Here is a 26,278-nt window from a genome sequence, read left to right as displayed (position 1 = left end):
TGATACCAATGACCAACCCCTCGACGGCACAGGCCCGCATCGTCGTCGACGAGCTGATCCGCGGTGGTGTCCGCGACGTGGTCTTGTGTCCGGGGTCGCGCAATGCGCCGCTGGCGTTCGCGCTGCACGACGCCGACCGGGCGGGCCGGCTGCGGCTGCATGTGCGCATCGACGAACGCACCGCCGGGTATCTGGCGATCGGGCTGGCGGTGGGCGCGGGTGCGCCGGTGTGTGTGGCGATGACCTCGGGTACCGCGGTCGCCAATCTGGGGCCGGCGGTGGTCGAGGCCAACTATGCGCGGGTGCCGCTGATCGTGCTGAGCGCCAACCGCCCCTACGAGCTGCTGGGCACCGGCGCCAACCAGACCATGGAGCAACTGGGCTACTTCGGCACCCAGGTGCGTGCCGCCATCAGCCTGGGGTTGGCCGAGGACGCCCCCGAGCGGATGGACGCCCTCAATGCCACCTGGCGTTCGGCGGTGTGCCGAGTCTTGGTCGCCGCCACCGGATCCCGGACCGCGAACGCGGGTCCGGTGCAGTTCGACATCCCGCTGCGCGAACCGCTGGTGCCCGATGCCGATTCGGATCGGCCGCTGGAGCAGCTGGGCCGACCGCACGGGCGTCCCTGGACTCTCACCCCACCGGTCAGCTTCGACCAGCCCCTCGACATCGACCTGTCCCCGGACACCGTGGTGATCGCCGGGCACGGTGCGGGGCTGCACCCCAACCTGGCGGCGCTGCCCACCGTCGCCGAGCCCACCGCCCCGATGCCGGAGAATCCGTTGCACCCGCTGGCGCTGCCGCTGCTGCGCCCGCAGCAGGTGATCATGGCCGGCCGGCCTACCCTGCACCGTCCGGTGTCGACCCTGCTGGCCGATCCGACGGTGCCGGTGTACGCGCTGACCACCGGGCCACGCTGGCCGGACGTGTCGGGTAACTCGCAGGCCACCGGCACCCGGGCCGTCACCTCCGGGGAGCCGGATCCGGCCTGGCTACGCCGCTGCGCGGAGCTGAACGCCCAGGCCAATGCCGCGGTGCGCGCGCAACTGGCGGCCCATCCGCTCACCACCGGCCTGCACGTGGCGGCGGCCGTGGCCGACGCGCTGCGCCCCGGGGATCAGTTGGTGCTGGGCGCGTCGAACCCGGTGCGCGACGCCGCCCTGGTCGGGCTGGGCAACGCCAAGGGTGCCCGAGGCGTCGCCGTGCGATCCAACCGTGGGGTCGCCGGCATCGATGGCACGGTGTCCACCGCGATCGGTGCCGCCCTGGCACACGAGCGGCAGAACCCCGACGCGCGCACCATCGCCCTGATCGGGGACCTGACCTTCGTCCACGACAGCTCCGGGCTGCTGATCGGGCCCACCGAGCCGAGGCCGCAGCAGCTGACGATCGTGGTCTCCAATGACAACGGCGGCGGAATCTTCGAGCTGCTGGAGCAAGGAGACCCCCGGTTCGCCGATGTCTCGTCGCGAATCTTCGGCACCCCGCACGACGTCGACATCGCCGCGTTGTGCCACGCCTATCACGTCGATTTCCAGCAGGTCGAGACCGAGGACCTGCTCGCCGTGCTCGCTGAACCCGCCGGCGGCGTGCGGGTGCTCGAAGTCAAAGCCGACCGCTCATCGCTGCGGACGCTGCACGCCGCGATCAAGGCCGCGTTGTGAGACTGCCCGATTACCGGTCCAATCGGGCCTATCGAACGTTGAAGCCGCTGTTGCGCACATTGATTCGCGGTAATGGCGCCTTGCCCCGCGACACCTGGGCCGCGCGTGTACTGCGGTGGGCGCGTACCGGCGTGGTGATCCTGGTGTCGTTGGTGACATTACAGTCGCTGTTGCTGGTGGCCGGTGCGTGGCGCAACGACATCACCATCGAGCGCGACATGGGGGTGGCCGAGGCCGAGGTGCTCAACGCGGGATTTCGGCGCTCCACCATCGAGTTCGTCACGCCGGAGCGGATCACCTACCGCCCCGAGCTCGGCGTGCTCTATCCCTCCGAATTGGCAACCGGGATGCGGATTTACGTCGAATACGACAAGGCCGACCCGGATCTGGTGCGGGTCCAGCACCGGACCGCGGTGCTGGCGGTCATTCCGGCCGGTTCCGTCGCGGTGATCGCCTGGCTGATCGGGGTTGCGGCGCTGGCGGGATGCAATGTCGCCGAACGACGGTGGGCCAGAGCGCAGTCGTAGTGCGGCAGTCGTCGCTGGGGCCAAAAGTCCTCAAAATTTGCGCTAGTGCCTGTTTTTGCTGAAGAGCGCAGAACGACTTGTTAATCTGCTGCGGATTTCATGCTGTTCGTTTCGTAGCAAACGGCGGCCCTCAACGGTGAGGAGACATTCCATGATCCGTCGCACTGTGGTCCTTGCAGGCCTCGTCGCATTCGGAGTCGGTATCGCAACGGCTCCCATCGCTGCTGCAGAGCCGTACTACAAGAACTGTTCTGAGGCCCGTGCGGCGGGAGCGGCGCCCATCCGCGAGGGCGAGCCCGGATACCGCCGGGCGCTCGACCGCGATGGCGACGGAATCGCCTGCGAATAAATAGCGCTGGGGAGCGCTGACGCGCTAGCGCTCGTGCACCAGCCGCTCGAGCCAGCCCGCGTCGTCGGTGTCCACCACCGTCTTGGTGGTCAGGTCGTACACCGTCGGGGTGCCGGGGCTCTCCGGGTTCGCCGAGAGCAGTTGCACGCGGTTGAAGGCATTCATCGACGTGGCGTCCACGACCTGCTGGCCGGCAGCGATCCGGTCCACCACGTGGCCGGGCAGGCCGCTTTCGCGAGCGGTGGTCGCGATGTCCTCCACGCTGGGTGTGCCGCCCTTGCGGTACAGGCCGGTCACGAACGTTTGGTAGGCGCCGGCCGTCGTGGCCGGATCGGCCGCTGCCATCAGTGCGTTGCCGACGCGCGCGGAGGTGTCGTTTTTGCGGCGGGCATCCAGAAACGTCATCCACCGGTAGGTCACCGCGACGTCTCCGGTGGACAGGTGCCAGCCCAGCTCGTCGCCGGAGGCCGCCTCGAACTTCGCGCACTCGGAGCACTGCGGGTCGCAGAAGATCTCCAGCTGCACCGGGGCGGAGGCCGCTCCGACCAGCACGCCGAAGTGGTCGGCACTCCACGCCGTGCCGGGTTCATGCGCCGGTCCCAGCTTCGCCTCTCCTCCGTCGAGGCTCGCTGAACCGCCGGGTTCCTGCGCCGGGGGATCGGCTGCTGCCGGCCCCGCCAAAGCCCCGCCGAATACCATCAGTGCTGCCAATGTGCCCAGCCAAGACCGCATTCCAGCACCCTATCGAAAGGCGGGTACCGTCGACCGGGTGAGCCGCGCGAGCCTGGACAAAGACCCCCATGCCGTGGCGTCGATGTTCGACGGCGTTGCCCGTCGTTACGACCTGACCAACACGGTGCTGTCGCTGGGACGAGATCGGTCCTGGCGTAAGGCCACCCGGAAAGCCCTTGAGTTGCAGCCGGGGGAGAAGGTGCTCGACCTGGCCGCCGGGACCGCGGTGTCGACGGTGGAGCTGGCCCGCTCGGGTGCCTGGTGCGTGGCGGCGGACTTCTCGGTGGGGATGCTGGCCGCAGGGGCGGGTCGGCCCGTGCCCAAGGTCGCCGGGGACGCCACCAAGCTGCCCTTCGGCGACGAGGTGTTCGATGCGGTCACGATCAGCTTCGGGCTGCGTAATGTCGTCGACCACACCGCGGGCCTGCGGGAGATGGCCCGGGTGACCCGGCCCGGGGGCCGGCTGGTGGTGTGCGAGTTCTCCACCCCGACGGTGCCGGTGTTCGCCACGGCTTACAAGGAGTACCTGATGCGGGCGCTGCCCGCGGTGGCGCGCGCCGTGTCATCGAACCCGGAGGCCTACGTCTACCTCGCCGAATCGATCCGCGCCTGGCCGGATCAGGCCGCGCTGGCGGAGCAGATCGGCGCGTCGGGTTGGTCGGAGGTGAGCTGGCGCAACCTCACCGGGGGCATCGTCGCGCTGCACTCGGCCCGCAAGCCGCGCTAACCCCGCGCGCTCGGCCTAGGAAGGCCTAGGAAGGGTCTAGGAAGCCGGGTCGAACCGGAACACTGCGATTCGGCCGGCGAGCGCCTCGACCTCGTCGGGGGTGCCCTGGTCCACCAGGCCGGCCTGTTTGAGGAAGCGGGCGCCGACGGGCACCTGCACCGGAAACGCCCGCAACACCGGACGGGCCGCCTCCGCCGACAGCTCGACGATGCGCACCGGCCGTTCGTGGCGACCGTGGCGCAGGAGGCCCGCACCGGCCGCCCGGGCGTTGAGCGCCCAATCGGCCTTGGGGAACCCCGCCACCGTGTAGAGCTGGCCGTCGACGGTGAACGGCGTCATCGGGGTGCTGCGCGGCTGGCCGGACTTGCGGCCCGGCACCGTCAGCACCATCGGCGGTCCCGTGGGGATGCCCAGTTTCTGCAGGCCGATCATCAGCTTGTTGACCGGTTTGAGCCAGCGCGGCGGCTTCGGGTCAGCCATGGCTTCGCTCCCTGTCAGCCCAGATGCGCCGAGAGCAGCCAGCCCGCAGCCGACTTGCGCCCACCCGCTTCGTCGCGCAGCCCGACGCCGCCGAACCCGGGGAAGTCGTCGGGGAACACCGCGTGCAGCCGGGCCGGCTTGATCTCGTCGACCACCCAGTACTTCGAGACCACCTCACGCAATTCGTCAGCGGTCACCGCGAATGGCGGGCCCTCGGGGATGGCGGTCTTATCGAAGACCAGCACGAAGTACGACGCCCCCGGCGCGGCGGCCCGCACGATGGACTGCTGGTAGCCCTCACGGGCCTCCACCGGGATCGAGTGAAACAGCGTGCTGTCGACGATGGTGCCGAACCGGCCGTCATAGCCGGAGAAATTGCTGATGTCGGCGACCTCGAAGGAGGCGTTGGTCAGGCCGCGTTTGGCGGCCTCGGCGCGGGCCAGCTCGATAGCGGTGGGCGAGCTGTCGAGCCCCACCGTGGTGTGCCCCTGTTTAGCCAGGTGCAGCGAGATGGCGGCCTCGCCGCAGCCGACGTCAAGGACATCGCCGTGGAACTTGCCCTGCTCGATCAGTGTGGCCAGCTCGGGTTGGGGTTCCCCGATACTCCACGGTGGTTTGGCGCCCAAGCCCATTTGCTCGGATTCGCCACGGTAGGCGGCGTCGAACTGGAGATCCAATGAATCGCTCATTACCCCGGTATATCAACGCCCCTGATGCATGTCAATGTTGTTGATATATCTTTTTGCGGCGCCCCAGCAGCCGCCCCCAAGTTCCCGGCGCTAGGAGAACGGGCGGCGGCGGTCGATCAACCGAGACATCCGCCCCCCGCCGCGCCAGGCCCGCGCCACCAGATCTGCGTCATCGTCGGTGACCAGGTTGGCCATCACCCGCACCGCCACCCGCATCAGCATCGTCGAGCGCATCGCTATCGGGCCGGTGGCCGGCAGGAACCGGGGGAACGTCAGCAGCAGCGCGAGGCGTCGCGCGACCGAGAACCCGCGTGCGTAGTGGGCGGACAGCAACTCCGGCCAGGCCTGCGAGAGGTCAGCAGAATGTCCAGCGGCGCTCAGTAACTCAATGGCCAGCCGGCCGGTTTCCAGGCCGTAGTCGATGCCCTCGCCGTTGAGCGGGTTGACGCAGGCCGCGGCGTCGCCGATCAGCATCCAGTTGGGCCCGGCGACCCCCGAGACCGCGCCGCCCATCGGCAGCAGGGCGCTGGCCGGCGCACGCACCGGCCCCTCGAAGCCCCACTCCTCGCGGCGCAGGTCGGCGTAGTAGGACATCAGCGGCCGCAGCGCGACGTCGGCGGGTCGTTTGACGGTGGCCAGCGCACCGACGCCGATGTTCACCTCGCCGTTGCCCAGCGGGAAGATCCAGCCGTAGCCCGGCAGCACCTCGCCCTCGGGGGAGCGCAGCTCCAAATGCGACGTCAGCCACGGTTCGTCGCTGCGCGGCGAGGCCAGATAGCCGCGGGCGGCCACCCCGTACACCGTCTCCTGGTGCCACTGGCGGCCCAGCACGCGGCCCAGCGTGGAGCGGGCCCCGTCGGCAACGATCAGCGTCTGACAGCTGACCTCCGCGCCGTCGGCCAACACCACCGAGCGCACTCGCCCGGACGAGTCGTGATGGACCCCGACGGCCTTGACGCCCAACAACATCCGGGCCCCGGACTCCTCGGCGACCTTGCGGATGCGTTCGTCGAGTTCGGTGCGCGGCGCCGCACTGCCGGTGGACGGGAACGACGGGCCGGGCCAGTCCACTTCGATCTCGCCACCGAAGCCGGCCATCCGCAGACCACGGTGCCGGATGTGGCTGTCCAGCCACTCGCCGAGCCCCAGTAACTCCAGCTGTTCGACGGCCCGCGGGGTCAGGCCGTCACCGCAGGGCTTGTCCCGCGGGAAGACGGCCGAATCGACCACCAGCACGTCGCGGCCCGCCCGCGCGGCCCAGGCGGCTGCCGCCGACCCCGCCGGTCCCGCACCGACCACCACCACATCAGCCTGCGAACTCACAGTGACCAGTATGTTGGAGCCGTGAGGACACCGGCGAACGTGGTGGCGGGGTTGGATTTCGGCGGCTTGGGGGACCCGGGTTTCGCGGACCGAGTCCGCGACGGGGTTGCCCGCATCGAAGAGCTGATGGACACCGAGTTGCGCGGTGGTGACGGCCTGATGACCGAGGCCGTCACCCACCTGTTCGACGCCGGCGGAAAGCGGTTCCGTCCGCTGTTCACGGTGCTGTCGGCCCAGCTGGGACCCGAGCCGGACGCCTGGCAGGTGACGGTGGCCGGTGCGGTGATCGAGCTGGTGCACCTGGCCACGCTGTATCACGACGACGTGATGGATGAGGCGCAGATCCGCCGTGGGGCACCGAGTGCCAACGCGCGGTGGGGCAACAACATCGCGATCCTGGCCGGCGACTACCTGTTCGCCACCGCGTCACGGCTGGTGTCGCGGCTGGGCCCGGATGCGGTGCGGATCATCGCCGAGACCTTCGCCCAACTGGTGACCGGACAGATGCGCGAGACCCGCGGTGCGGCTGACGGCGTGGACTCGATAGAGCACTACCTCAAGGTCGTCTATGAGAAGACGGCCTGCCTGATCTCGGCGTCGGGCCGGTTCGGTGCGACGTTCTCCGGTGCCGACGACGACCAGATCGAGCGACTGGCCCGGCTGGGCGGGATCGTGGGCACCGCCTTCCAGATCTCCGACGACATCATCGACATCGATTCCGACCCCGACGAGTCTGGCAAGCTGCCCGGCACCGATCTCCGCGAGGGCGTGCACACGCTGCCGGTGCTCTACGCCCTGCAGGAGACAGGTGCCGACGCCGAGCGGTTGCGGGAGCTGCTGGCCGGCCCGGTCACCGAGGACGCGGCGGTCGAGGAGGCGCTGGGGCTACTGCGGGCGTCGGCGGGGATGGTCAAGGCCAAGCAGACCGTGGCCGACTATGCCGCGCAGGCCCGCGCGGAGCTGGCTGAGCTGCCCGACTGCGTCGGTCGCGCGGCGTTGGCCGGGTTGGTCGACTACACCGTCAACCGGCACGGCTGACCACGATTGCGGAACTCGTGCGACCGCGGCGGCGTTTAATGAGCACGATGGTCGTTCTCCAAGGAGGAAGTCGATGACCTGGCACCCGCACCACAACACGGCGAAGACGTTCTTTCTGCTGTTCGTGATGTCGGCGTTGATCGTCTTGGTGGGCCGGGCGTTCGGGCCACAGATGATGTGGGTGGCGGTGCTGTTCGCCGTGGGGATGAACGCCTACACCTACTTCAACAGCGACAAACTGGCGCTGCGGGCGATGCGGGCCCAGCCGGTGACCGAGGTACAGGCACCGGAGATCTACCGGATTGTGCGGGAGCTGGCCACCACCGCCCACCAGCCGATGCCCCGGTTGTACGTCAGCGACACCAACGCACCCAACGCCTTCGCCACCGGCCGCAACCCGCGCCACGCCGCGGTGTGTTGCACCAGCGGAATTCTGCGGCTGCTCAACGAGCGTGAGTTGCGTGCGGTGCTGGGGCACGAGCTGTCGCACGTGTACAACCGCGACATCCTGATCTCGTGCGTGGCCGGCGCACTGGCCTCGGTGATCACCGGGTTGGCCAACATGGCGATGTTCATGGGCAACCGGCGCGACGGCAACCCGCTGGCGATGCTGCTGGTCGCCTTGGTAGGTCCGCTGGCCGCGTCGGTGGTGCGAATGGCTGTGTCGCGGTCGCGCGAGTACCAGGCCGACGAGTCCGGTGCGGTGCTCTCGGGTGACCCGCTGGCGCTGGCGTCCGCGCTGCGCAAGATTTCCGACGGTGTGGAACTCGCCCCGCTACCGCCCGAGCCGGAACTGGCCAGCCAGTCGCATCTGATGATCGCCAACCCTTTCCGCGCGGGGGAGAAGGTCGGTCAGCTGTTCGCGACCCACCCGCCGATGGCCGACCGGATTCGGCGGCTAGAGGCGATGGCCCGCGGCTAGCGCACCCGGACGCCCCACCTGCCACTTTCGCACCCGCGCTTGGGGATATGTGGCTTGTCGAATCGCGTGCAGAAGTTGGCCGACCGGCCGCCGACTGGCCTGCCCGACTGGTGATATCGGATGCGCTATCCGATTCACACTCATCTCACCCCAGCCTCGATGGTGCGCAGGTGGCGCATGCGTCGGCTGCGTCCGCTGTGGAGCGCGATTCACTGGGAACCAGCACCGTGCCACCGGTAGCGCAATGCTGCCGCAGCCAATCCTCCAGGGTCTGCTCGGCGGCGTGATCGATGTAGGTGGTCCGGATGGCGAGCGTGACGTGCGAGCCGGCGGGAATCTGTGCCAGCACGTTGGTCAGCCGGGGAAGCGCCAGGAAGGTGCACGCGCCCGACACGGTCACCACCCACTCGTCGTCGCTGTGCGCGGCGGTGATCTTCATCCGGATCACCCGCCAGCCCGTCAAGGCCATCGCCAGCACCAGCCCGATCAGCACGCCGTGCAGCAGGTTCAGGAACACCACGCCGGCAACCGTCACCAGGTAGACGACGAGATCGCCGCTGCGCCAGGCCGTCTCGATGTGAATCATCTTGATCAGCTGAACGCCGACGGTAATCAGCAGGCCGGCCAATGCCGCAGTGGGAATCTTCTGCACCAAGTCCGCGAACGGCAGGGCGAACAGCAGGATCCACACGCCGTGCAGGAACGCCGACGCCCGCGACTTCGCACCGGCGGCGACGTTGGTGGCGCTGCGGACGATCACCCCGGTGATCGGCAGCCCACCCAGCAATCCCGAGGCGACGTTCGCGGTGCCTTGCCCGATCAGTTCGCGGTTGAAAGCGGTACGCGGCCCGGTATGCATCCGGTCCACCGACACCGCCGAGAGCAGGCTTTCCACGCTGGCGATCAACGCCACGGTGACCACCCCGATGAAGGCGGCAGTCCAGTTGCCGTCCGGCAGCGCGGGCAGCTGCACGGCATCCAGCAGTGATCCGTCCAGGGTGATGCGCCGCACCTCGAGCGAGAAGAGCAAGGACAGCACTGTCGCTCCGGCAATCGCGACCAGCGGCCCGGGAATGCGGCCCAGCGGTCCCGGTACCGATCGCCAGGCGAGCATGGTCATGATCACCAGGATGCCCAGGATCGGCTCGGCCCCATGGGACTCGATCAGCCCCTCCGGCAGCCTGGCGAGGTTTTCCCAGGCCGAACTCGCCGAGCGGCCGCCGAGTAGGACGAGCAGCTGCTGCAGGGTGATCGTGATGCCGATTCCGGCCAGCATCGCGTGCACCACGACCGGCGAGATCGCCAGGGCGGCCCGCGCCACCCGGCTCAGTCCCAGGAGGACCTGCAGCACCCCGGCGCCGACGGTGATTGCGCACGTCACCTTCCAGCCGAAGCGCCCCACCAGATCCGCGACGATAACTGTCAGCCCGGCCGCCGGCCCGCTGACCTGCAATGGTGATCCGCCCAGGGCGCCGACGACGAGCCCGCCGACGATCGCGGCGATCAGGCCAGCCAGCACCGGTGCGCCGGAGGCAACGGCAATACCCAGCGACAGCGGCAGAGCGACCAGAAACACCACCAGGGAGGCGGGTAGGTCGTGCCGGAGAACCGAGCGGGACCAGGCTCTTCGTGCGTTGGCTCGTGATTTGACGTCGGCTTGCGCGGTCAGCATCCGGTAGTTCCCCTGCCCTCATAAGATATTGCTGAGATGCAGAGAAGTTATTCATGCCTTATTGCCAGTGATGGAATGTGACATGTCCAGGAAGTAAACACATGTAACACATTCGGAGCGAACGTACAGGAATCACACAGTTAGAAGCCAGAGCCGGTCACCTCATGCCCGGGGGTCTCGGCGATCAGTCCGCGATAGGCCTGCTCCACCGTGGAGCCGTGGTTGATCACGCCGTCGACCTCGCGCGCGATCGGCATACTCAGGCCGTACTGGGCGGCGAACTTCATGATCACGCTGGCGGCCCGCACCCCCTCGGCCACCTGGTTCATCGACGCGATGATCTCGTCGATCGGCTTGCCGGAGCCCAGCTGCTCACCGACATAGCGGTTGCGGCTGCGCTGGCTGGTGCAGGTGACGATCAGGTCGCCCATCCCGGCCAGGCCCGCGAAAGTGTCGCGGGCTCCGCCCATCGCCTCGCCGAGCTTAGACATCTCGCGCACCGAACGCGCCATCACCATGGCCCGGGTGTTCTCCCCGATCCCCAGTGAGTAGCCCATTCCGACCGCGATCGCGTACACGTTCTTCAGTGCGCCGGCCATCTCGACCCCCACCACGTCGTCGGTGGTGTAAACCCGGAATCGCTTGGTGCGGAACAGTGACGCCAGTTCGCAGGCCAGGCCCGGGTCGGGCATGGCCAGCACCGCCGCCGCCGCATAACCCTCGGCGACCTCGCGGGCGATGTTCGGTCCGGCCAGGATGCCGGCGGGATGCCCGGGCAGCACCTCGTCGACGATCTGCGACATCCGCATGTTGGTGCCCTGCTCCAGGCCCTTGACCAGCGACACCACCGGCACCCAGGGGCGCAGCTCGGTGGCCAACTCTTCGAGCACTCCCCGGAAGCCGTGTGACGGTACGGCCATCACGACGACGTCGGCGCAGTGCGCGGCTTCGGCGAAATCGGTGGTGGCGCGCAGCGTGCTGCTGAGTTCGACATCGTTGCCCAGGTAGCGACTGTTGCGATGGTTGTCGTTGATGTCGGCAGCGGTCGCTTCCGATCGCACCCACTGCAGCGTCGGCGCACGGCGCGAGCAGATGGACGCCACCGTGGTACCGAACGATCCGCCTCCGAGCACGACGACATTGGGTGTACGAGTAGCAGCAGGCATGAGCGACAGCGTATTGCCGTCGCCACTGCCGCACCCACGGTTTGTGAACATGTCGCCTAAACGGCGGACCAGCCGCCGTCGATCGAGAGCGTGGTGCCGTGGATGTTGGCGGCTTCGTCACTGGCGAGGAACACCACGGCGCCGGCAACCTCTGTCACGGTGCTCATCCGCCGGGACGGAATCCGGGCCAGCACGGGCGCCACGTGCGGTTCGAACTCCGCGTTGCGCTCGGTTCGGATCGGTCCGGGGGCAACGGTATTGACGCGCACACCGGAGGGGCCGTATTCGTCGGCCCACGACTTGGTCAGCGAGTGGATGGTGGCCTTAGTCGCGCTGTACAGCGCTGAATTCGCCGAACCGATCAGCCCGCTGATCGAACCGACGTTGACGATCGCGCCGCTGCCGCGCTGCGCCATCGCGGGCGCGAGAGCGCCGGTCAGCAGGAACGGGGCGAACACGTTGATCGCGAACGCGTCGCGGATCTGTTGCTCGGGAACCTCCGCGGTGGGCGACGGCATCAGCAGCATGGCCGCGTTGTTGACCAGGATGTCGATCGAACCGCCGGCCGCGGCGGTCGCCTCGGCGGCCAACCGGGTGACCGCGTTCCCGCCGGCGCCCAGATCGGCGCCGATAAACGTGGCCTTGCCGCCCGCTGATTCGATGCGCTGCACGACGTCGGCGCCGCGTTTGGAATCGCGTCCGCTGACGAGGACCGACGCGCCGGCCTCGGCCAATGCGGTGGCGATGCCGGCCCCCAGTCCGGCGGTAGAACCGGTGATCAATGCTGTGCGGCCTGCAAGCCGGGTAATGTTTGGACTCATGAGTCCAGATAGTTCACCTATCAAAATGGACCCGCAAGTCCAGAAATTGACCAGCAAGGGGGCGGCCACCCGGTGGCGGATCATCGAGGGCGCCGCCGCGGAGATCCGTACCAGCGGGGTGTCGGCCACCACGCTCGATGACATCCGGGCGCGCACCCAGACCTCCAAGAGTCAGCTGTTCCACTACTTTCCCGGCGGCAAGGAACAGTTGCTGCTCGCGGTGGCCGAACACGAGGCCGCGCGGGTGTTGGCCGATCAGCAGCCCTACCTGGGCGAGCTCACGTCCTGGGCGGCCTGGCAGCGCTGGCGCGACGCCGTCGTCGAGCGGTACCGACGTCAGGGGCAGCATTGCCCGTTGGCGGTACTGATGTCCGAACTCGGGCGGACCACGCCGGCGGCCCAAGCCGTTACCTCGTCGCTGATCCGGCAATGGCATGCCGAGATCGCGACCGGGATCCGCGCGATGCAGCAGGGCGGCAAGATGGCGGGGCGTATCGACGCCGATTCGGCGGCAGCCGCCCTACTGGCGGGCATCCAGGGCGGCGTCGGCATCCTGCTCGCCACCGGCGATCTCGGCTTCTTGGAGGCCGCACTGGACCGCGGCATCGCCGCGCTGCGTACCGAGACGTGACCTATCCGGCCAGCGGGATCGCCTCCCCGGCCCGTCCGAACACCATCGATTCGGTGATCTGATCGAACCGGAAGTCCAGGGCGTCGGCGAAGTAGTTCTGCCGCACGTTCCAGGGCCGCTTGGTGCCCGAGCGCGGGAGCGCGTGCGGCGCGCGCAGCACGTAGCCGGCCTGAATGTCCCACGCCGACTTCTCGGCCATCGGCTCGTCGCCGAGGTGCGGGTAGGCGTGGGTGTAGCCCCGCGAGGTCATGTACTCCAGCAGTTTGGCGGTGGCCCGGGCGGTGATGTCGGCGCGCAGCGTCCAGGAGGCGTTGGTGTAGCCGACGCACCAGAACAGGTTCGGCACGTCTTCGAGCATGTGCGCCTTGTAGACGAAACGGTCGGTGGACTTGATCTCGGTGCCGTCCAAGCTGATCCGCACCCCGCCAAGTGCCTGCAGCTGCAGGCCGGTGGCCGTGACGATGATGTCGGCGTCCAGATGCGTACCGGACTGCAATGCGATCCCGGTGGCATCGAAGTGGTCGATCCGGTCGGTGACCATGTCGACCCGCCCGGCGCTGATCTCGGCGTAGAGGTCGGCGTCGGGAATCAGACACAGTCGCTGGTCCCACGGCTCATACGGCGGCTTGAAGTGGGTGTCCACCGGATAGCCCGGCGGCAGGTTCTGCACGGCCGTGCGACGCAGGATCCACTTCAACACCGGGGGAGTCTTGCGGGCCAGGAACCAGACGTAGCCCTCGAACATGGCCATCACGAATCGGATGATCGGGTGAGCCAACTTGCGGGGCAACAGTTTTGCCACCACGTCGACGAAACGGCTGTACATGGTCGCCGAGATCAGGTACGTGGGGGTGCGCTGCAGCAGGGTGACGTGGCGCGAGCGCTCGGCCAACGCCGGGACCAGTGACATCGCGGTGGCGCCGCTGCCGATCACCACGACCTTCTTGTCGGTGTAGTCCAGGTCTTCGGGCCAGTGCTGCGGATGTACCAGCGTCCCCGCGAACGTCTCGGATCCCGGGAAGTCCGGGGTGTAGCCCTCGTCGTAGTTGTAGTAGCCGGAGCCGAAGAAGACGAACCGGCCGCGGTAGGTCCGCTGGGTGCCGTTCTCGTCCGCCGTCACCGTCCAGGTGTCGGTCGCCGAGTCCCAGTCGGCGGCGGTGACGTGGTGGTTGAACCGGATGTGGTCGTCGATGCCGTACTTGCGCGCGGTGTCGGTCAGGTAGTCGCGGATCTCGTCGCCGTTGGCGACCCTTTCGCGCCGGGTCCACGGTTCATACGGCAGGCACAGCGTGAAGATGCTGCTGTCCGAGCGCACCCCGGGATAGCGGAACAGATCCCAGGTCCCGCCGATGCGCTCACGCCGTTCCAGGATGACGTAGCGGGTGCCGGGGTTGCGTTCGGCGATGCGGTAAGCCGCGCCGATACCGGAGATGCCCGCTCCGATGATGACGACGTCCACGACCTCTTCGGTAGTCACGATGCTCAGCCTAAGCACCGGGAGGCGGTCGGACCAGCGGTACCGGTTACCGGTAATTCACGAACTGCAAGGCCACGTCCAGGTCGGCACCCTTGAGCAGCGCTTGGACCGCCTGCAGGTCATCGCGCTTCTTTGACGACACCCGGATTTCCTCGCCCTGGACCTGGGACTTGACGCCCTTGGGGCCCTCGTCGCGGATCAGCTTGTTGATCTTCTTGGCGTGCTCGGCGTCGATGCCCTGCTTGAGGCTGCCGCTGACCTTGTAGGTCTTGCCCGACGGCTGCGGGTCCCCGGCGTCGAACGCCTTCATGGAGATGTCGCGGCGGATCAGTTTCTCCTTGAACACATCGACGGCGGCCTTGACCCGCTCCTCGGTGGAGCTGACCAGCTCGATGTTTTCCTCACCCTTCCAGGCGATGGTGGTGTCGGTGCCGCGGAAGTCGAACCGGGTGGCCAGCTCCTTGGCGGCCTGGTTCAAGGCGTTGTCGACCTCCTGCCGGTCGACCTTGCTGACGATGTCGAACGATGAGTCCGCCACGAGATCTGTCCTCTCCTTGAGTTGTGCTGGCCGTTTGCGTCTGAGGTACATCCTCGTTGTAGTCTGCTAGGCGCACTACGGCAGGTTGCCCGAGCGGCCAATGGGAGCGGACTGTAAATCCGTCGGCGAAAGCCTACACAGGTTCGAATCCTGTACCTGCCACACTGGTCAGGCCCCCTCAATGAGGGGGCCTGACGTTTTTCCGGGCTGGGCGCGCATGCGGCCAAGACCAGTTTTCAGTAGGCCGAACGGTGCGAGCTTGCCGGTCGAATCCCGTGGTGCAGTTCGGCGACGTCGGGGTGAGCCCGGGTGCGGGACTTCCATGCGTTCTCGCCGTAGGTGTCGAAGATGGGGTTGTCCGGGTCGGTCTCGACGCCCCGCGCCAGGACCGCCAAGTCGGCGGGCAGGGTGATACGCGGGATGGTGGCATCCAGTGCCGGGTTGAGGAAGTACGGGATAGATACCCGGTCGGTGCCCGGTTGGGGCAACAGCACCCGGTGACGCGTGGCCCGCAGGTAGCCGTCGGTCGCGACTTCGAGCAGTTCGCCGATGTTGACGATGAACGCGCCGGCCATCGGGGGAACGTCGACCCATTCGCCGGGCGAGCTTTCCACTTGAAGCCCTTCGGAATCCGGATCGACGAGCAGCAGGGTCAACACGCCGGAATCCTTGTGGGCGCCGACACCTTGGCCGGCCTCGGGGCCGCCCGGATACCGGACGACTTTGATCAGCGTCGCCGGCGAGGTGGCGAACGCCTCGTCGAACAGGTCTTCGGCGGCTCCCAGCGAGGCCGCCCAGTGCCGGAGCAGTTGCAGGCCCACCGCGGACAGGGACCGGTCCCACGCTTCGAACGCGGCGCGGAAGGAAGCGGGCCGTGCGGGCCACAGGTTCGGGCCTTGCAGATGCCAGTACCCCTCCGCTTCGGGTAGCGCGGGACGCTGCGGCCCGATATCGATCTGCTCTCGCCAGTCGACGCGCCCGTTCGTCAGCTCTCCGCCCAGACGTGAATAGCCCCGGAAATGCGGGCTTTTCAACTGGCTGATCTGGTTCTTCTCCGCCTCGGGCAGCTCGAAGAACTGCGGGGCCAGCTGGAGGACCTCGGTGCTCTGCTCCTCGGGTATGCCGTGGCCGATGAGATAGAAGAAGCCGCGGGTGTGGGTGGCCTCCCGCAAGGCCAGGCGAAACGCCGCTGCGTCGGTAGCGGCGTCAGACAGGTCCAGTACGGGCAGCATCACAGGGACCCTTCGTCATCGGGCGCCAAAAGCCAAGCGCCTACAGGTCGCCTGAGTAATCGGCGGTCAGCCAGCGGTCGGGCCGGATGGTGAACAGCACGCTGGATGCGCCGTCCATGTTGGCGGCAAATGCCCGGCCGCCTTCCTGGCCCAGGTAGCGAATCGCGATGGCCTCGCGCTGCGGCAGCGGCGCCGGCGTGACCGCATTGACCACGGTGCCTTCGACGATCACATATTGGTAGGGCAGCTCTTCGCGCTGCACCACCAGCGTCACCGCACCGGCCTGCTCGATGAGCTTGGCCTTCCGCCGGCCGGCACCGGTATTGACCAGGATGTCGCCGCCGGGGGTGTAGTCGTACCAAATCGGGACACTGGCCGGAGGCCGGCCGTCGGTGGCGGCGACGGACAGCACCGCGATGTGCTTGTCGGCGAGAAACTGTTGACGCTCGGTCTCGGTAAAAGGTTTGGGCATACCGGCTCGAACAGCGGTGGACGCTGCGCTATTCCACTTACACTCCGGCGATGCCCGCCGAGAAGGAGCCCGGAATGCCTGTAGCGGATCTCGTTGTCATCGGCACGGTGCTCACGGTCAACGACGCGCAACCGACTGCCCAGGCGCTGGCTGTCATCGACGGGCTCATCGTCGCGGTCGGCGACCGCACGGACGTGGACCCGCTCATCGGCCCCGACACCCGGGTGCTCGACATCGGCGACGGCGCCGTATTGCCCGGCTTCGTCGAGGCCCACGGGCATCCGCTGATGGAGTCGGTCGTGCTGTCCGGCCGGATGGTCGATATCCGGCCGGTGACTCTTACCGACGCCGACACCGTGGTGGCGCTGATCCACCAGGAGGTCGCCACTCGCGGCGTGGACGGGGCATACGCGGTCGGCTGGGACCAGTTGCTGCAACCGGGTCTGCCCATACCTACGTTGGCCTGGCTGGACCGCGTCGCCCCGGAGCACCCCCTGGTGATCGTGCACAACTCGGGCCACAAGGCGTACTTCAACAGTGCAGCCGCCCGGGAGGCCGGGCTGAGCCGCGACACCCCCGACCCGATCGGTGCAAAATACGGCCGCGACGCCGCCGGCGAACTGGATGGGACCGCGGAGGAGACCGCCGCGCTGATTCCGTTGCTGGGCAAGGCGATGCTGCCCGGCGACGCTCCGGCGATGCTGCGCGCCGAATGCGCACGGCTCAACCGGGCCGGCCTGACAACAATTTCGGAGATGGCGTTCTCGCCGCAGTTCCGGCCGCTTGTTGACCACCTGCGCAATGAGCTGACGGTGCGACTGCGCACCTACGAGATCTCCAACGAGGCGTTGCACACCGACGCTTCGCCGGGGGACGGCGACGACATGGCGCGCCAGGTCGGGATCAAGATCTGGGTGGACGGCTCACCGTGGATCGGCAACATCGACCTGTCGTTCCCGTACCTGGACACCGACGCCACCCGCACCATCGGCGTCGAACCCGGATCATGCGGGCACGCCAACTACACCGGCGAACAATTGACCCGCATCGTCGAGGCGTACTTCCCGCACGGCTGGCAGATGGCCTGCCATGTCCACGGCGACAACGGGGTCGACACCATTCTTGATGTCTATGAGGACGTGCTGCGGCGGCACCCGCGTCCCGATCACCGGTTGCGCCTCGAACACGTCGGCGCTATCCGCCCCGAGCAACTGCGCCGCGCCGCCGCGCTGGGCGTCACCTGCAGCCTGTTCGTCGACCACCTCCACTACTGGGGTGATGTTCTGGTCGACGGACTGTTCGGCGAGGAACACGGCTCGCGCTGGATGCCGGCGGCATCCGCCGTCGCGGCGGGTATGCGCATCTCACTGCATAACGACGCGCCCGTCACCTCCGAAGAGCCGTTGCGCAATATCAGCGTCGCCGCCACCCGGGTGGCACCCAGCGGACGGGTGCTGGCGCCCGAAGAGCGGCTCACCGTCGAGCAGGCGATTCGGGCGCAAACCCTCGACGCGGCCTGGCAGCTGTTCGCCGAGGATGTGACCGGCTCACTCGAGGTGGGCAAGTACGCCGACCTGGTGGTGTTGTCGGCCGACCCACGCGCCGTCGCCCCGGAAGCGATCGCCGATCTCGAGGTGCGCGCTACCTTCCTGGCCGGCCGCCAGGTGGTCTGAAATCCGGGGACCGCCAGCTATTTAAAGGAAACATAGGGGTCTAAAGCCCTCTGGCGGACTAAGCCTGGTAAGGCTAACCTTCGTTGCATGAGCCTGCCGATGCCCGACCGCAAGACCGCTGATCTGCCCGGCCACTGGCTGTTCGCCCGTCTGGGCAAACGGGTGCTGCGGCCAGGCGGGCTCGGTCTGACCCACCGGATGCTGGCCGACGCGCAGCTGGCCGGCGCCGACGTCGTGGAACTCGCCCCGGGCATGGGGCGTACCGCGAAAGAGATCCTGCAGAACGGCCCCGGCACCTACACCGGTGTCGAGGCGGACGAGAACGCCGCCGGCGTGGTCCGCTCGGTGGTCGGTGAACGGGGCCGGGTCGTCACCGGCGAGGCGTCGCAGACCGGTCTGGAGGCCGACAGCGCCGACGTCGTCATCGGCGAAGCGATGCTGACCATGCAGACCAACGCGCATAAGGCCGACATCATCGGGGAGGCCTTCCGAGTGCTGCGCCCCGGCGGCCGCTACGCCATCCACGAGATGGTTCTGCAGCCCGTCGACGTGCCCGAGGCCGTCAAGGACGAGGTCCGCACGGCGCTGGCCCGCTCCATCAAGGTCAACGCCCGCCCGTTGACCGCCGCGGAATGGACCGAGTTGCTCACCGAGGCCGGCTTCACCGTGGAGAAGATCTCCTACGCACCGATGGCGCTGTTGGAGCCCCACCGGTTGATCGCCGACGAGGGCCTGTTCGGGGCGCTGCGGTTCGTGTTCAACGTGCTGCGCGATTCCGATGCGCGGGCCCGGGTGCTCAACATGCGCGCGACGTTCCGTCGCCACCGCAACAACATGGCCGCTATCGAGGTGATTGCTGCCAAGCCCGCCTGACCGGCTTGCCATGATGGACAGGTGACAACCCGCGACCGCGACGACTCGGGCCGTCCCCGCAACGCCCGCCCGCGTGATCGGCTGGGCCGGCCGCTGCCCCGCGGCAGCCAGGGCGGCGTCGAGGGTGTTCCCGACGACCTGGACCTGCCGCCGGCGCAGATGCTCGCGTACGCGCAGCTGTTGTTGGACGACGGTCTGGCGTTCAACGCCCACGAAGTGCTGGAAGCCGCCTGGAAACATCGGCCTTCCGCCGAGCGTGAACTGTGGCAGGGCTTGGCGCAGCTGGCCGTCGGCGTCACCCACGTCCAGCGGGGCAATGTCGCCGGCGCGGTCAGTCTGTTGCGCCGCGGCGCCGAACATCTGGCGACGGTGCGGCCCCCGGCCCCGTTCGGGATCGATCTCGCCGGATTGCTCGGCTTTGCCGCGCATTTGGCCGACGACCTGGCGGCCGGTGTCGAGATCGCCCCGCAGCGGCTGCACCCGCGGCTGGTCGCGTGAGCGCCCCGATTCGCTGGACGCTTGCCGACGGCCGCGACCTCCTGTTCTTCGCCCTGCCCGGCCACACCCCGGCCCCGGTGACCGATCGCCGGCCGCTGTCGCCCCGTGACCCCGAGCCGTCGCAGTTGCGCTTCGACCGCACCACCGGCCAGTGGGTGATCATCGCCGCGCAGCGCCAGGACCGCACCTACAAGCCCCCGGCCGAGGCCTGCCCGCTATGCCCGGGGCCGAGCGGTGAGACCAGCGAGGTGCCGGCGGCCGACTATGACGTCGTGGTCTTCGAGAACCGGTTCCCGAGCCTGGCCGGGGCCGGGGCCGGTGCGGTGGTCGGCCCAGCTCCGGACGGTCCCGAGTTCGTCTCCGCTCCGGGCTACGGCCGTTGCGAGGTGATCTGTTTCTCCGCCGATCACACCGGTTCGTTCGCCGACCTGCCGGCGGCGCATGCCCGGCTGGTGGTGCAGGCGTGGCGGCACCGCACCGCTGACCTGTTGGGCCGCGCGGGTGTCGAGCAGGTGTTCTGCTTCGAAAACCGCGGCGAGGAGATCGGGGTGACGCTGGCTCACCCGCACGGCCAGATCTACGGCTACCCCTACCTGACTCCACGCACCGCCGCGATGCTGGCGCAAGCGCGTGAGCATCGAGTGACGCACGGCACCAACCTGTTCGCCGATCTGCTGGCGGCCGAGCGCGCCGACGGTGCTCGGATCGTGGCGCAGACCGAACACTTCACCGCATTCGTGCCGTTCGCCGCACGCTGGCCGGTGGAGGTGCACCTGTACCCGAATCGTCGAGTGCACAACCTGACCGACCTGACCGATGACGAGCTCGACGACTTCGGAGGCGTCTACCGAAACCTGTTGGGTCGCTTCGATCGGATCTACGACACCCCGCTGCCCTATATGGCCGCGCTGCACCAGTACCGCGGCGACGGCGCGCAGGCCGACGGCTATTTCCACGTCGAGCTGATGTCGATCAGACGCAGCGCCACCAAGCTGAAGTATCTGGCGGCCTCGGAGTCGGCGATGGACGCGTTCATCGCCGACGTCACCCCGGAGTCGGTGGCGGCTAGGCTGCGGGAGCTGTGATCACCTACTCCGCGCCGGGCCGGGTCAACCTGATCGGCGAACACACCGACTACAACGGCGGTTTCGCGCTGCCCATCGCGTTGCCGCAACGCACCAGCGTCACCTTCACCCCCGCCGAGGTCGACACCCTCACCGTGCTCAGCGATCGCGCCGACGCGCCGGTCAGCATTCCATTGAACACCACGCCCGGCCAGACCACCGGCTGGGGCGCGTACGCCGCCGGGGTGATCTGGGCGCTGCGCGACAGTGGGTTTGCGGTGCCCGGCGGCACCATGGATATCCGCAGTGACGTACCGATCGGCTCGGGCCTGTCGTCGTCGGCGGCCCTGGAATGCGCGGTGCTCGGCGCCTTGGCCTCGGCGGCCGGCCTGAATATCGATCGGATCGAGCAGGCCCGGATCGGCCAGCGCGCCGAAAACGACTATGTCGGCGCGCCAACGGGTTTGCTGGATCAGCTGTCATCGCTGTACGGGGAGGTGTCCAGCGCGCTGCTGATCGACTTCCGCGACGTCGCGGTGCACCCGGTGCCGTTCGACCCGGATGCTTCCGGGGTGACCTTGCTGCTGCTCGACTCCGGTCAGCGGCACGGCCACGTCGACGGGGAATACGCCGCCCGACGCGCCTCGTGTGAGCGGGCCGCCGCCGAGTTGGGGGTGTCATCGTTGCGTGAGGTCCAGCACCGGGGCGTGGCAGCGCTCGATGCGCTCGCCGACCCGGTCGACGCCCGGCGGGCCCGGCACGTGCTGACCGAGAACGAGCGGGTGCTGGATTTCGTTGCGGCGTGTGCGGAGTTGGACTTCGCCGCGGCCGGTACGTTGTTCACCGCGTCGCACGCGTCGATGCGCGACGACTTCGAGATCACCACCGAGCACATCGACCTGATCGCCGACAGTGCGGTGAGCGCCGGCGCGCTCGGCGCCCGGATGACCGGTGGCGGGTTCGGTGGCTGCGTGATCGCCCTGGTGCCCGCCAAACTCACGTTGAAGGTGGGTGATGCGGTGCGCGCCGCGGTCACCGACGCCGGATATGCCGAGCCGGAGGTGAGCCGGGTGTATGCGGCGGCCGGGGCCCGATAGCCTCAGATCCCGTAGTCGGGCAGGTCGAAGTCGTCGCGCACGGCGCCGGCGAACAGGTTCGCCAGCATTCGCAGGTTCATGGCCCGTAGCGCCAGGTTACGAAACCATAGGCCGAAACGTGTTCGGGTGACGAAAAATCCGAGCAACTGTGCAGCGTTGGACTGCTTGTCTTCGATCAACGGGCGCAACCGCACTTCGTAGGCGTCGAATGCGCGCCGATGATCGCCGTCGGCGCGGTGCAGCTCGCCGGCCAGCACGTAGGCCTCGGTGATCGCCAGGCCGGTGCCCTCTCCGCCCAGCAGCGAGATGCACCCGGCCGCGTCGCCGATCAACAGCACTCGGCCCCGCGACCAATGGTTCATCCGAACCTGGCTGACCACATCGAAGTAGAGGTCGTCGACGATCTGGCCGTCGATCGCAGCCAGTAGCTGGGAACACTCCCAGCCGGCATCGGCGAACCGATTGTGCAACTGGGTGTTCGGACCTGAAAGCTCCGGTGAGGTATCGCGGAACACGAACAGCGCCAGGGTGCGGTCTTCGCGCAGCGCGACCCGCGACACCTGGCGGTCGGGCACCGCGTACGTCACGTACTCCGATTCGTCGCGCGGCCGGTAACCCTCGACGACGGCGGCGGCCACCTTGCAGCCCAGATAGTGCTCGAAATCGTCGTCGGGCCCGAAGACCAACCGGCGCACGTTGGAGTGCAGCCCGTCGGCGCCGATCACCAGGTCGAACTCCCGCGGCCCGGAGCGGTCGAAGCTGAGGCGGACGCAGTCGTCGTCCTGTTCGATGGCGGTGATGCTGTCGCCGTAGATCATCTCGACTTGCTCGGCGATGGCGGCGTGAATGGCGGCGGCCAGGTCGCCGCGCGGCAGACTGGTGAAGTCGCCGCCGAGCAGATGCCGAAAGACGTTGGCATCCAAGGTGGCGAGGGTATGGCCGTCGGTGCCGACTGATCGGAGGGATTCGATCTGGTAGCCCTTTTCGAGGATCTGCGCCTCGATGCCCATCCGCTGGGCCACGGTGTAGCCGACGCCCCAGAAGTCGATCATGTAGCCGCCGGAGCGGAAGGCCGGCGCGCGCTCGATCACGGTCGGGGTGTGGCCGGTGCGGTGCAGCCAGTACGCGAGCGCCGTCCCGGCTACTCCCGCACCGCTGATCGCGATCCGCATCGGCTCAGATCATTTCGTTCTCGGTCAGCCATCGCATCACCGGCCAGCCGATGAAAACCGGCAGCCAGCAGGTCAGTACCCGGTAGAGCAGCACCGACGGAACCGCCAGCGCGGCCGGCACACCGAACGCGGCCAACCCACCGATCAGGGCGGCCTCCACGGCACCCACCCCGCCGGGTGTCGGCGCCGCGGAGGCCAGGGTGCCGCCGACCATCGTCACCACCGTGACGGTGACGAATGACGTGTTGCCGCCAAACGCCTCCACGCTGGCCCACAGTGCCAGCGCCGCGCCCAGCGTGGTGCCGGCCGCGCCCAACACGATCAACGCCAGCCGCTTGGGCTCGCGGGCCAGGTCCACCAAGTCGCCGGTGACTTCCTTGAGGCGCGGCCGCAGCGCCGTGGTCAACCACCGGCGCAGATTGGGAACCAACAGCACAATGCCGGCCAAGCCGAGCGCCACGCCGGCGATCAGGTACAGCATGGTTGCGCCGGGCACGAAGTGGGACAGGTCCGTCGAGGCGCCGGCAGCGGTGGTGAAGATGACCAGCAGGATCACGTGCACGATCACCTGCACCGACTGCTGCAGTGCGACCGCGGCGGTCGCGCGCAAGGTGCTCAGGCCGCCCTTTTGCAGGAAGCGGGTGCTCAGCGCCAGACCGCCGACCCCGGCCGGGGTGGTGGTGGCCGCAAAGGTGTTGGCCACCTGCATGATCGCCAGATTCCGGAAGCTGACGAAGCCGTTGGCGCAGGCCCACAGGGCGCCCGCCGCGCCGACGTAGGTCAGCGACGAGACAATCAGCCCGACCAAGGCCCACCACCAGTTCGCTTGCCGCAGTTGGGAGAAGAAGGTGGGCACCTGGCTGATGAAGGGATAGGCCACGTAGACCAGGGCAACCAGCAGGATCAACTGAATCAGCTGGCTGCGGGTGAACCGGGTGATGGTTTTGGTCTGGATCTGATCGGTGTTGGTCTGACGCTTGACCTCCTCGCGGGCGGCGGCGATCACCGTGCCGACATCGGGGACGGCATTGCGAAGGCGCGCGGGCACCGCGGATTTGGTGAGGCGTCGCGAGGCGGCCAGCACCACGGTGCGACCGAAGTGCTCGATTGCCGCTGCCACCGCCGCGGCCGCGTCGTACAGCGATGACGTCGTCACCAGCAACTGGGCGATATCGGATTGCAGCTGGGTGTCGGTGGCGCCGTACTCGGCATTGCCGAAGCCGCCGAACACCACCCGCCCGTCGTCGACGGTCATCTCCTTGCTGCGCAGGTCGCCGTGTGAGATCTGCTGATCGTGCAGACGCCGCAAGGATTCCCAGGGCTGGGCCACCGGTGTGGAGGAGGTGCAGTCGGCGATCGGGGTGCCGCGGGGCGGGGTGTGAGCGTACAGCGTCCAGCCCCGGTCGAGAGAGGCGACCGCGACGGTGTTGGTGTTGGCCAACTTGGCATCAGCGATGGAGATCGCCATCAGTGCGCGATGCTCCACGGCGCGGTGCAGGGAGGCGTGCAGCGGCGCGGTCTCGGTGGTGCGTAACCGGAATTTGCGCCAGAGCTGGCGCAGCGCGCCGCCGCTGCGCTGGTTCGGGCCGTACAACTCGATGGTCACCGGGTGGTCGCCGACGGTGGACAGCACCAGCGGGCCGCGGCCCGCCGGCCGGATGACGGCGAGTTCGGAGACGGTGTGGCCGCGACGTGCCAGGGCGCGGACCGTGCCGTCCAACGGCACCTCCAGTGCGGGGGTGCCGACAATCAGGATCACCAAGGCCCCGACGAACCATCCGACGGCCAGCCCCAGCAGCGAGCGGGCCGGCACAATCGCGCTGACCACCAGGTGGATCGGTACGAACGCCAGCAGCAGTGCCCACCACCAGCGTCGCCAGCGGGCCGGCAGCCAGGGGCCGGAGACGGTGAGCATGGCGGCGAGCATGGCGATCCACCGCGGGTCGTCGAGGAACTGTGCCAGCGTGGTGGCCAGCCGATCGGAGAGGTCGAAATGCCAGTTCGGTGCGGCCATGCCGGTGCTGCGGATCGACAGTGACACCACGGCGAGCAAGCCGGCCACGGCATAGGCACCGAGCAGCTTCCATTGCTTGGAGACCACCAGTCCGATCAGAATCGCGAACGGCAACACCAGGATCGCGATGCCGTAGGCGAGGTAGACCAGGTTGGCGTGGACGGGGGAGAGCACCCCGACGATCTGGGAAACCGACCGCTCGAGTGCCACCCATTCGTAGCGGGTGACCAGCGAGCTGGTGATGACGGTCGCGAGGAAGAGTGTGGCCAGCACCAGACGCAAGATGTCATTGGTGCGTCGGGTCAGCGGCTGCAGCAGGTTGCCGGTGACGGCGACGTCGCGCCCCTCAACTCGCATGATCTCTTTCGGTCCGTCTCATGCCGCATCGCGCGGCGGCTCGCCACAACTTAACCGGTGAGCTGCGGTATCACGGTGGATTGTCGGCGACATGGGGCCGCGTCGGCCCGCGTGAGTCCCATGCGCCACACCCGTCACCACCGGGGACCGGCATGAGGGGTGCCCAGCTTGCAGCGACGCGGTTCAGAGCGGGTAGCTGACCCCGGTCATCTTTTCCGACTCCTCCCACAGCCGCAGCCACAGCCGATGATCCTTCGAGAGTTTGTTCGACGGGCACGGCCCCATTGCGCCGCGAGACTGGTTCAGCTTGGTGGGGCCCCAGTAGGTGTCCGGATCGGCGTCGGGCACGGTCGCGGCGAACAGGGTCGACTCGGCGCCCCGCTCCGGCGGCTGACCGACCAGCGGCAGGCCGTACTTGGCGATCAAACCGACGACGGTCTTGTCGTTGTCGAACAGGTCGGTGGTCGACACCCCGGGGTGCACGCCGTAGGACCGCAGCGGCGAACCCGCCGCCACCAGCCGCCGTTGCAGCTCGCGGGCGAACATCAAGTTGGCCAGCTTGGACTGTGCGTAGGCAAGGTTGCGTTGGTAGGGGCGGTGCTCGTAGTTGAGGTCGTCGACCCAGAACTTGGGGGTCTGCTTGTGCGCGATGCTCGACACCGTCACCACCCGGTCACCGATCCGGTCCAGCAGCAGGCCGGTCAGCGCGAAGTGGCCCAGGTGGTTCACCCCGAACTGCGTCTCGAAGCCGTCCACGGTCCGCCGCATCGGGATGTTCATGATCCCGGCATTGTTGACCAGCACGTCGAAGCCGCCCTGCTGCGCGGCGAAATCGCGCACCGAGGCCAGGCTGCCCAGATCCAGCGCCGCCACCGTCACGTCGCCGTCGATTCCGTCGGCGATCTCCTGGGCCTTGGCGGTGTTGCGACAGGCCATCACCACGCTGGCGCCCTTGGCGGCCAGGGTGCGGGTGAGGACCTCACCCAGCCCGCCGTTGGCGCCGGTCACCACGAACGTGCGGCCGGACTGATCGGGGGTGTCCGTGATTCTGAAAGACATGCTGGTCACCG

26 protein-coding genes and 1 tRNA gene are annotated in these 26,278 nt (G+C 68.1%); 13 read left to right on the top strand and 14 right to left on the bottom strand.

Going from position 1 to position 26,278, the window contains the following annotated elements:
- Positions 1-8 precede the first annotated feature (8 nt).
- The 3 genes from menD (at position 9) to ACJH5R_RS03180 (ending at position 2,540) form a co-directional block, all read left to right on the top strand.
- Complete coding sequence (gene menD / locus ACJH5R_RS03190) at positions 9-1,664, top strand: 2-succinyl-5-enolpyruvyl-6-hydroxy-3-cyclohexene-1-carboxylic-acid synthase (protein WP_406756379.1); 1,656 nt, start codon at positions 9-11, stop codon at positions 1,662-1,664.
- Positions 1,661-2,191: a DUF3592 domain-containing protein gene (locus ACJH5R_RS03185; protein WP_406756378.1), complete on the top strand. Its 531-nt coding sequence runs from the start codon at positions 1,661-1,663 to the stop codon at positions 2,189-2,191. The genes menD and ACJH5R_RS03185 overlap by 4 nt, the downstream gene beginning before the upstream one ends.
- Before the next feature lie 151 nt (positions 2,192-2,342).
- Positions 2,343-2,540, top strand: coding sequence for an excalibur calcium-binding domain-containing protein (locus tag ACJH5R_RS03180; protein ID WP_406756377.1), 198 nt, complete (start codon positions 2,343-2,345; stop codon positions 2,538-2,540).
- 24 nt (positions 2,541-2,564) lie between these two features.
- On the opposite strand, the gene ACJH5R_RS03175 is transcribed toward ACJH5R_RS03180, so the two are convergent.
- A complete protein-coding gene (locus ACJH5R_RS03175; protein WP_406756376.1) occupies positions 2,565-3,272 on the bottom strand; it encodes a DsbA family protein in 708 nt (235 codons plus the stop codon).
- Positions 3,273-3,309: 37 nt separating this feature from the next.
- On the opposite strand from ACJH5R_RS03175, the gene ACJH5R_RS03170 reads away from it, so the two are divergent.
- Positions 3,310-3,999: a demethylmenaquinone methyltransferase gene (locus tag ACJH5R_RS03170; RefSeq protein ID WP_406756375.1), complete on the top strand. Its 690-nt coding sequence runs from the start codon at positions 3,310-3,312 to the stop codon at positions 3,997-3,999.
- Between the two features lie 36 nt (positions 4,000-4,035).
- Here ACJH5R_RS03170 and ACJH5R_RS03165 read toward each other — a convergent pair whose 3' ends face one another.
- The 3 genes from ACJH5R_RS03165 to menJ all read right to left on the bottom strand — a co-directional run bounded on the left by ACJH5R_RS03165 (position 4,036) and on the right by menJ (position 6,491).
- A complete protein-coding gene (locus ACJH5R_RS03165) occupies positions 4,036-4,479 on the bottom strand; it encodes a nitroreductase family deazaflavin-dependent oxidoreductase (RefSeq protein ID WP_406756374.1) in 444 nt (147 codons plus the stop codon).
- A gap of 14 nt (positions 4,480-4,493) precedes the next feature.
- Positions 4,494-5,168, bottom strand: a complete 675-nt coding sequence (locus ACJH5R_RS03160; RefSeq protein ID WP_406756373.1) for a class I SAM-dependent methyltransferase — start codon at positions 5,166-5,168, stop codon at positions 4,494-4,496.
- Positions 5,169-5,258: 90 nt separating this feature from the next.
- Complete coding sequence (gene menJ, locus ACJH5R_RS03155) at positions 5,259-6,491, bottom strand: menaquinone reductase (protein WP_406756372.1); 1,233 nt, start codon at positions 6,489-6,491, stop codon at positions 5,259-5,261.
- A 21-nt stretch (positions 6,492-6,512) separates the two neighbouring features.
- On the opposite strand from menJ, the gene grcC1 reads away from it, so the two are divergent.
- Together grcC1 and htpX are read left to right on the top strand one after the other, a co-directional pair.
- On the top strand, positions 6,513-7,529 hold the full coding sequence (gene grcC1, locus ACJH5R_RS03150; protein WP_406756371.1) for a nonaprenyl/(2E,6E)-farnesyl/geranylgeranyl diphosphat synthase: 1,017 nt from the start codon (positions 6,513-6,515) through the stop codon (positions 7,527-7,529).
- A gap of 73 nt (positions 7,530-7,602) precedes the next feature.
- Entirely contained in the window at positions 7,603-8,451 is an 849-nt protein-coding gene (htpX, locus tag ACJH5R_RS03145) for a zinc metalloprotease HtpX (RefSeq protein ID WP_406756370.1), read from the top strand.
- 145 nt (positions 8,452-8,596) lie between these two features.
- Here the strand turns inward: htpX and ACJH5R_RS03140 are convergent, their stop codons facing one another.
- The 3 genes from ACJH5R_RS03140 to ACJH5R_RS03130 all read right to left on the bottom strand — a co-directional run bounded on the left by ACJH5R_RS03140 (position 8,597) and on the right by ACJH5R_RS03130 (position 12,110).
- A complete protein-coding gene (locus ACJH5R_RS03140; protein WP_406781293.1) occupies positions 8,597-10,123 on the bottom strand; it encodes a SulP family inorganic anion transporter in 1,527 nt (508 codons plus the stop codon).
- A 140-nt stretch (positions 10,124-10,263) separates the two neighbouring features.
- Entirely contained in the window at positions 10,264-11,289 is a 1,026-nt protein-coding gene (locus tag ACJH5R_RS03135) for an NAD(P)H-dependent glycerol-3-phosphate dehydrogenase (protein ID WP_406756368.1), read from the bottom strand.
- A gap of 56 nt (positions 11,290-11,345) precedes the next feature.
- Positions 11,346-12,110, bottom strand: a complete 765-nt coding sequence (locus ACJH5R_RS03130) for an SDR family NAD(P)-dependent oxidoreductase (RefSeq protein ID WP_406781292.1) — start codon at positions 12,108-12,110, stop codon at positions 11,346-11,348.
- Positions 12,111-12,135: 25 nt separating this feature from the next.
- Here ACJH5R_RS03130 and ACJH5R_RS03125 point away from each other — a divergent pair, with 25 nt between their 5' ends.
- On the top strand, positions 12,136-12,741 hold the full coding sequence (locus ACJH5R_RS03125) for a TetR/AcrR family transcriptional regulator (protein WP_406781291.1): 606 nt from the start codon (positions 12,136-12,138) through the stop codon (positions 12,739-12,741).
- Between the two features lies 1 nt (position 12,742).
- Here ACJH5R_RS03125 and ACJH5R_RS03120 read toward each other — a convergent pair whose 3' ends face one another.
- Positions 12,743-14,218, bottom strand: coding sequence for a flavin-containing monooxygenase (locus tag ACJH5R_RS03120; RefSeq protein ID WP_406781290.1), 1,476 nt, complete (start codon positions 14,216-14,218; stop codon positions 12,743-12,745).
- Positions 14,219-14,264: 46 nt separating this feature from the next.
- A complete protein-coding gene (locus ACJH5R_RS03115; protein ID WP_406781289.1) occupies positions 14,265-14,756 on the bottom strand; it encodes a YajQ family cyclic di-GMP-binding protein in 492 nt (163 codons plus the stop codon).
- Positions 14,757-14,835: 79 nt separating this feature from the next.
- Here ACJH5R_RS03115 and ACJH5R_RS03110 point away from each other — a divergent pair.
- Positions 14,836-14,918, top strand: a tRNA-Tyr gene (locus tag ACJH5R_RS03110).
- Between the two features lie 74 nt (positions 14,919-14,992).
- Here the strand turns inward: ACJH5R_RS03110 and ACJH5R_RS03105 are convergent.
- Together ACJH5R_RS03105 and ACJH5R_RS03100 are read right to left on the bottom strand one after the other, a co-directional pair.
- Positions 14,993-15,988, bottom strand: coding sequence for an isopenicillin N synthase family dioxygenase (locus ACJH5R_RS03105; protein ID WP_406781288.1), 996 nt, complete (start codon positions 15,986-15,988; stop codon positions 14,993-14,995).
- Positions 15,989-16,028: 40 nt separating this feature from the next.
- Positions 16,029-16,460: a pyridoxamine 5'-phosphate oxidase family protein gene (locus ACJH5R_RS03100; protein WP_406756362.1), complete on the bottom strand. Its 432-nt coding sequence runs from the start codon at positions 16,458-16,460 to the stop codon at positions 16,029-16,031.
- Between the two features lie 74 nt (positions 16,461-16,534).
- On the opposite strand from ACJH5R_RS03100, the gene ACJH5R_RS03095 reads away from it, so the two are divergent.
- From ACJH5R_RS03095 to ACJH5R_RS03075, 5 genes are all read left to right on the top strand, one after another.
- The gene (locus tag ACJH5R_RS03095) at positions 16,535-18,133 is read left to right on the top strand and encodes an amidohydrolase (protein WP_406781362.1); all 1,599 of its coding nucleotides are present in this window, start codon (positions 16,535-16,537) and stop codon (positions 18,131-18,133) included.
- A gap of 87 nt (positions 18,134-18,220) precedes the next feature.
- Positions 18,221-19,006, top strand: coding sequence for a methyltransferase domain-containing protein (locus ACJH5R_RS03090; RefSeq protein WP_406756361.1), 786 nt, complete (start codon positions 18,221-18,223; stop codon positions 19,004-19,006).
- Positions 19,007-19,027: 21 nt separating this feature from the next.
- On the top strand, positions 19,028-19,504 hold the full coding sequence (locus tag ACJH5R_RS03085) for a DUF309 domain-containing protein (protein WP_406756360.1): 477 nt from the start codon (positions 19,028-19,030) through the stop codon (positions 19,502-19,504).
- On the top strand, positions 19,501-20,589 hold the full coding sequence (gene galT / locus ACJH5R_RS03080) for a galactose-1-phosphate uridylyltransferase (protein ID WP_406781287.1): 1,089 nt from the start codon (positions 19,501-19,503) through the stop codon (positions 20,587-20,589). Before ACJH5R_RS03085 ends, galT begins: the two co-directional genes overlap by 4 nt.
- A complete protein-coding gene (locus tag ACJH5R_RS03075; protein WP_406756358.1) occupies positions 20,586-21,665 on the top strand; it encodes a galactokinase in 1,080 nt (359 codons plus the stop codon). Before galT ends, ACJH5R_RS03075 begins: the two co-directional genes overlap by 4 nt.
- 2 nt (positions 21,666-21,667) lie before the next feature.
- Here ACJH5R_RS03075 and ACJH5R_RS03070 read toward each other — a convergent pair whose 3' ends face one another.
- The 3 genes from ACJH5R_RS03070 to ACJH5R_RS03060 all read right to left on the bottom strand — a co-directional run bounded on the left by ACJH5R_RS03070 (position 21,668) and on the right by ACJH5R_RS03060 (position 26,267).
- On the bottom strand, positions 21,668-22,837 hold the full coding sequence (locus ACJH5R_RS03070) for an FAD-binding domain (RefSeq protein ID WP_406781286.1): 1,170 nt from the start codon (positions 22,835-22,837) through the stop codon (positions 21,668-21,670).
- 4 nt (positions 22,838-22,841) lie between these two features.
- Complete coding sequence (locus ACJH5R_RS03065) at positions 22,842-25,208, bottom strand: flippase-like domain-containing protein (RefSeq protein WP_406781285.1); 2,367 nt, start codon at positions 25,206-25,208, stop codon at positions 22,842-22,844.
- Between the two features lie 183 nt (positions 25,209-25,391).
- Positions 25,392-26,267 (bottom strand): oxidoreductase, encoded by an 876-nt coding sequence (locus tag ACJH5R_RS03060; RefSeq protein ID WP_406781284.1) that lies wholly within the window; start codon positions 26,265-26,267, stop codon positions 25,392-25,394.
- Positions 26,268-26,278 lie beyond the last annotated feature (11 nt).

Origin of the sequence: Mycobacterium sp. SMC-19, assembly GCF_045310815.1 — a bacterium.
Taxonomy (GTDB): domain Bacteria; phylum Actinomycetota; class Actinomycetes; order Mycobacteriales; family Mycobacteriaceae; genus Mycobacterium.
Note: the sequence above shows the minus strand (reverse complement) of the source record. Positions and strands in the feature narration are given on the sequence as shown.

Bases quoted from the DNA above. Each gene is read 5' to 3' on its own strand.
- ACJH5R_RS03160 (WP_406756373.1), bottom strand. From the start codon at position 5,168: ATGAGCGATTCATTGGATCTCCAGTTCGACGCCGCCTACCGTGGCGAA.
- ACJH5R_RS03090 (WP_406756361.1), top strand. From the start codon at position 18,221: ATGAGCCTGCCGATGCCCGACCGCAAGACCGCTGATCTGCCCGGCCAC.
- ACJH5R_RS03100 (WP_406756362.1), bottom strand. From the start codon at position 16,460: ATGCCCAAACCTTTTACCGAGACCGAGCGTCAACAGTTTCTCGCCGAC.
- ACJH5R_RS03060 (WP_406781284.1), bottom strand. From the start codon at position 26,267: ATGTCTTTCAGAATCACGGACACCCCCGATCAGTCCGGCCGCACGTTC.
- ACJH5R_RS03140 (WP_406781293.1), bottom strand. From the start codon at position 10,123: ATGCTGACCGCGCAAGCCGACGTCAAATCACGAGCCAACGCACGAAGA.
- menD (WP_406756379.1), top strand. From the start codon at position 9: ATGACCAACCCCTCGACGGCACAGGCCCGCATCGTCGTCGACGAGCTG.
- ACJH5R_RS03130 (WP_406781292.1), bottom strand. From the start codon at position 12,110: ATGAGTCCAAACATTACCCGGCTTGCAGGCCGCACAGCATTGATCACC.
- ACJH5R_RS03065 (WP_406781285.1), bottom strand. From the start codon at position 25,208: ATGCGAGTTGAGGGGCGCGACGTCGCCGTCACCGGCAACCTGCTGCAG.
- ACJH5R_RS03070 (WP_406781286.1), bottom strand. From the start codon at position 22,837: ATGCGGATCGCGATCAGCGGTGCGGGAGTAGCCGGGACGGCGCTCGCG.
- ACJH5R_RS03095 (WP_406781362.1), top strand. From the start codon at position 16,535: ATGCCTGTAGCGGATCTCGTTGTCATCGGCACGGTGCTCACGGTCAAC.
- htpX (WP_406756370.1), top strand. From the start codon at position 7,603: ATGACCTGGCACCCGCACCACAACACGGCGAAGACGTTCTTTCTGCTG.
- ACJH5R_RS03125 (WP_406781291.1), top strand. From the start codon at position 12,136: ATGGACCCGCAAGTCCAGAAATTGACCAGCAAGGGGGCGGCCACCCGG.
- ACJH5R_RS03165 (WP_406756374.1), bottom strand. From the start codon at position 4,479: ATGGCTGACCCGAAGCCGCCGCGCTGGCTCAAACCGGTCAACAAGCTG.
- ACJH5R_RS03180 (WP_406756377.1), top strand. From the start codon at position 2,343: ATGATCCGTCGCACTGTGGTCCTTGCAGGCCTCGTCGCATTCGGAGTC.
- ACJH5R_RS03135 (WP_406756368.1), bottom strand. From the start codon at position 11,289: ATGCCTGCTGCTACTCGTACACCCAATGTCGTCGTGCTCGGAGGCGGA.
- ACJH5R_RS03105 (WP_406781288.1), bottom strand. From the start codon at position 15,988: ATGCTGCCCGTACTGGACCTGTCTGACGCCGCTACCGACGCAGCGGCG.
- ACJH5R_RS03175 (WP_406756376.1), bottom strand. From the start codon at position 3,272: ATGCGGTCTTGGCTGGGCACATTGGCAGCACTGATGGTATTCGGCGGG.